Genomic DNA, 4,358 nt, shown 5'->3' with positions numbered 1-4,358 from the left:
CGAGCACCGGCCTTCGCAGGAGTGGATGCTGGCCAGGTGGGCGACAGCGATGACGGCGCCGAGTGTGTAGTCGGGCTGGTGGATACCGAGCCGCGCCCCCGCGCGGGGGCGCGGCGCTCGCCGTCGCGTGGTCAGCCGCCCGAGCCGGTGTCGATCTCCCCCTCGGGGGCGGTGGGCGGAGCATCGGCCGCCCCGGGCTCGGGAGCCGGCGCGGCCGCCCCGGCCCCCTCGGCCAGCAGCCGCTCCAGCCTCGGGCCGGTGAGCCGCAGGAACTTGCGGTGCGGCCGGTTGCGGTCGAGCACCGCGACCTCGAGCTGGCTCGCCGGGGAGCGTTCGCCACCCGGTTCGGTCAGCGCGAACAGCGCCGCCTCCAGCGCCTCGGCCAGCGGCAGGCCGTCGCGGTAGCGCTCCTTGAGCCGGCCCGCGACCGCCTCGGCCTGGCCGCCCATCGCCACCAGGCCGGTCTCGTCGAAGACCGAGCCGTCGAAGGTGAGGCGGTAGATGTGGTCCTCGTCGGAGGAGTCGCCGACCTCGGCGACCACGATCTCGACCTCGAAGGGCTTCATCGACTCGGTGAAGATCTGGCCGAGGTTCTGCGCGTAGAGGTTGGCCAGGCCCCGCGCGGTGACGTCGTCGCGGGCGTAGTTGTAGCCGTTGATGTCGGCGTAGCGGATGCCGCCGAGCCGCAGCGCCTCGAACTCGTTGTAGCGACCGACCGCGGCGAACCCGATCCTGTCGTAGATCTCACTGATCTTGTGCAGGGCACGCGAGGGGTTGGGGGCGACGAACAAGATGCCGTGCTCGTACTGCAGAACGACGACGCTACGGCCCCGCGCAATCCCCTTGCGCGCGTAGTCCGCCTTGTCCCGCATCTGCTGCTCGGGCGAGACATATCCAAAAGGCATGGACACCTGGGGTGTTCCTCTCGTGTTAGCGCAGCGGGGCGGCGGGGCCGTCGGGGGAGCTCATCCGCTCGTCGATGACGGTCTGGACGTATCCGGCCACCTCGTCGTCGGACAGGCGGCGGAAGCCGTCGGCGGTGATCAGCGCGACGACGGGCCAGATCTTGCGGGTGACGTCGGGGCCGCCGGTCGCCGAGTCGTCGTCGGCGGCGTCGTAGAGCGAGTGGATGAGCGCCAGCACGGTGTCCTCCGGCGAGGCGTTCTCCCGGTAGAGCTTCTTCAGGGCGCCGCGCGCGAAGATCGAGCCGGAGCCGATCGAATGGTATTGCTGCTGTTCGTAGGGGCCGCCTCCGACGTCGTAGCCGAAGATCCGGCCGCCGTCGATCTCGGGGTCGTAGGCGGCGAACAGCGGCACCACGACCAGTCCCTGCATCGCCATGCCGAGGTTGCCGCGGATCATGGTGGCGAGCCGGTTGGCCTTGCCCGCCACCGAGAGCGTGCGGCCCTCCATCTTCTCGTAGTGCTCAAGCTCGACCCGGTAGAGCCGGGCCATCTCGATGCCGGTGCTCGCCGCCCCGGCGATGCCCATGCACGAGTAGTCGTCGGTCCGGAACACCTTCTCCATGTCCCGCTGGGAGATGATGTTGCCCGAGGTCGCCCGGCGGTCACCGGCCATCACCACACCGCCCGCGCAGGTCGCCGCGACGATCGTGGTGGCATGGGGAATCCGGTCGCCGACCGGCGCGGCCAGGGCCTCGTTCCGGCCGGGCAACAAGTCCGGCGCGTAGGAGCCGACGAACTCGGTGAACGAGGAAATGCCGCTGTTCGTGAAGATGTGATTCACCATGCCGGCGGGCAGGTCCCTGTGCGATCCCACGCGACTCCCTCCAAAGGTGCGGTCCTTTAAGGCCCGACCTTACTCATCTTGCCGTGCTGCTTGCACTTCCCTGGATCAGCTCAGCGCGAACCACCTCCGATCGGATCTTTGAATCTTTACGCCCGGGTAAGCCCGTGTAATTGTCGAGTTGTCGTGACATGCCTAACCCCCAAGAAGAGGTCACCGTGAGACTCTTCCGCCGACCGGTCCTGATTGCGACACTTACCGCCGCCGTCCTCACGCTGCCCGCCTGCGGCTCCGGCGCCCCCGCCGGGGAAGGCGGCACCACCCTGACCATCACCGCCAACTCCATCTCCGGCGGCAAGAACGCGGCCGGCGCCGACTGGATCAAGCAGTGGGTCATCCCCCGGTTCGAGGCCGCGCAGAAGACCGCCGGGCACGAGGTCCGCGTCCTGTTCCAGCCGAACGGCGTGGACGACGAGCAGTACAAGACGAAGGTCGCGCTGGATCTGAAGTCGAGGACCGGCGCCGACGTGATCGACCTCGACGGGATCTGGGTGGGCGAGTTCGCCCAGGCCGGATACGTCAAGCCGCTCGCCGAGGTGGGCGGGGCGGCCGTGGAGACGTGGGAGGGGTGGAGGCAGATCCCCCAGGCCGTGCAGGGGCTGGGCATCTTCGACGGCAAGAAGTACGGGCTGCCCCAGGGGACCGACGGGCGGGTCCTCTACTACAACAGGGAGCTGTTCCGGAAGGCCGGCCTGCCGGAGCGGTGGCAGCCGGGCAGCTGGCAGGAGATCCTCGACGCGGGGGCCGCGCTGAAGAAGATCCCCGGCGTGACGCCGATCCAGCTCAACGCGGGCACCGCGATGGGCGAGGCGACCGCGATGCAGGGCGCGCTGCCCCTGCTGGCCGGCGCCGGCGCGGAGATCTACGCCGGCGGCAAGTGGGCCGGCTCCTCCCAGGCGGTCAAGGACGTGCTGGGGTTCTACCGGCAGATCTACGCGGGCGGGCTGGGCGACCCGAAGCTCCAGCAGGAGGCCAAGGGCCGTGACAAGTCCTTCGCCGAGTTCGCCGACGGCAGGATCGGCATCCTCGCCGAGGGGGACTACTTCTGGCGGGCGGTGATCGACCCCAAGGTGGGCGTGGCCCCGATGGCCGACCGCGACCGGGTGGTGGGCTACGCCAAGATCCCCGCCATGCGGCCCGGCGCCGGGATCCGCGGCCAGGACTTCGTCAGCATGTCCGGCGGGGCCGTACGGGTGCTGAACCCCTTCTCCAGGAACCCCCGGCAGGCGTGGGAGCTGCTGTCGTTCATGCACTCGGCCGAGGCGGTCAAGGCCGAGCTCGCCGGGGCCGCCCGCGTCACCTCCCGCTCCGACGTCAACGCCGACGTCCTCGCCGCCGACCCGATGCTGAAGTTCATCTCCGAGGAGGTCCTGCCGATCACCGCCTACCGCCCCGGCCTGGCCGTCTACCCCCAGGTGTCGGCCGCCCTGCAGGAGGCGACGGCGGACGTCGTCGCCGGCCGGACCGCCGAGCAGGCCGCCACCGCCTACCGGGCCAAAGTGGAAGGACTGGTCGGTGGCTCCGGCAACCTCGCCGACTGACCCCAAGGCCGTACCGAGGAGCGAAGGAGCCCGCGAGGGTGCGCCGGTGGCTGGACCGAGGAGCGAAGGAGCGCAGCGGATGAGCGACGAGGGAAGCCACCGGTTATCAGCACCCGAGCCGCGACGCGCAGCGTCGCAGGCAACACAGCGGATGAGCGACGAGGGAAGCCACCGGTTATCAGCACCCGAGCCGCGACGCGCAGCGTCGCGATGAGCACCGACGCGGCGGGGCTGGGCCGGGCGCGGGCGGTCGGGTTCGTGCTGCCCGCGCTCGTGCTCATCGGGGTTTTCCTGATGTTCCCGGCTGTCTGGACGATCTATCTCGGGCTCACGGACTACCGGCTGACCGGCCTGGCGGCGGCGGAGCCCCGGCTGGTGGGGGCCGACAACTACGTCACGGCCCTCGGCGACGGGCGGTTCCGGAACTCGCTCCAGCTGACCGTGCAGTACGTGCTGGGGTCGGCGATCATCGGGCAGGCGGGGCTGGGGTTCGCCCTCGCGTGGATCATGCGCGACCGGCGCGGGCCCGTGCGGCGGCTCGTCGAGGGGCTGGTGCTGCTGTCGTGGATCCTGCCGGGATCGGTGGTGGCGTTCCTGTGGATCGCCCTGCTGGACCGGGACGGCGGCACGCTCAACGCCCTGCTCGGCACCCCCGGCGCGGCCTGGCTGCTCGACCACCCGATGCTGTCGATCATCGTGTTCAACACCTGGCGGGGCACCGCCTTCTCGATGATGCTCTACGCGGCGGCGCTGGAGAACGTGCCCCCGTCCCACCTGGAGACCGCCCGCCTGGCCGGGGCGTCGACCTTCCAGCAGCTGCGCGACGTGGTCCTGCCCCGGATCAAGGGACACGTGCTCACCAACGTGCTGCTGACCAGCCTGTGGACCTTCAACGACTTCACCCCGTTCCTCATCACCGCGGGCGGACCCGAGGGCCGGTCGGAGATCCTGCCCTTCTACGTCTACAGCACCGCCCTGCGCGGCGGGCAGCTCGGCTTCGGCGCCGCCGTC

Annotated in this window: 4 protein-coding genes; 2 read left to right on the top strand and 2 right to left on the bottom strand. The window is 70.4% G+C overall.

Features of this window, described 5'->3' with window-relative positions; genetic code table 11:
* Positions 1-131: 131 nt before the first annotated feature.
* Positions 132-905, bottom strand: a complete 774-nt coding sequence (gene prcA, locus ACWDS7_RS46820; RefSeq protein WP_306875687.1) for a proteasome subunit alpha — start codon at positions 903-905, stop codon at positions 132-134.
* Between the two features lie 25 nt (positions 906-930).
* Positions 931-1,779, bottom strand: a complete 849-nt coding sequence (prcB, locus tag ACWDS7_RS46815; RefSeq protein WP_370879724.1) for a proteasome subunit beta — start codon at positions 1,777-1,779, stop codon at positions 931-933.
* Positions 1,780-1,964: 185 nt separating this feature from the next.
* Between prcB and ACWDS7_RS46810 the strand changes: the two genes are divergently transcribed.
* Together ACWDS7_RS46810 and ACWDS7_RS46805 are read left to right on the top strand one after the other, a co-directional pair.
* A complete protein-coding gene (locus ACWDS7_RS46810; protein ID WP_451934568.1) occupies positions 1,965-3,347 on the top strand; it encodes an extracellular solute-binding protein in 1,383 nt (460 codons plus the stop codon).
* Between the two features lie 210 nt (positions 3,348-3,557).
* The coding region (locus ACWDS7_RS46805; protein ID WP_451934567.1) for a carbohydrate ABC transporter permease at positions 3,558-4,358 on the top strand (801 nt) is incomplete at its 3' end.

This window comes from Streptosporangium sp. NPDC003464 (genome assembly GCF_053588315.1).
Note: the sequence above shows the minus strand (reverse complement) of the source record. Positions and strands in the feature narration are given on the sequence as shown.

Excerpts from the sequence above, each read along its gene's own strand:
- prcA (WP_306875687.1), bottom strand. The coding sequence starts at position 905 with ATGCCTTTTGGATATGTCTCGCCCGAGCAGCAGATGCGGGACAAGGCG.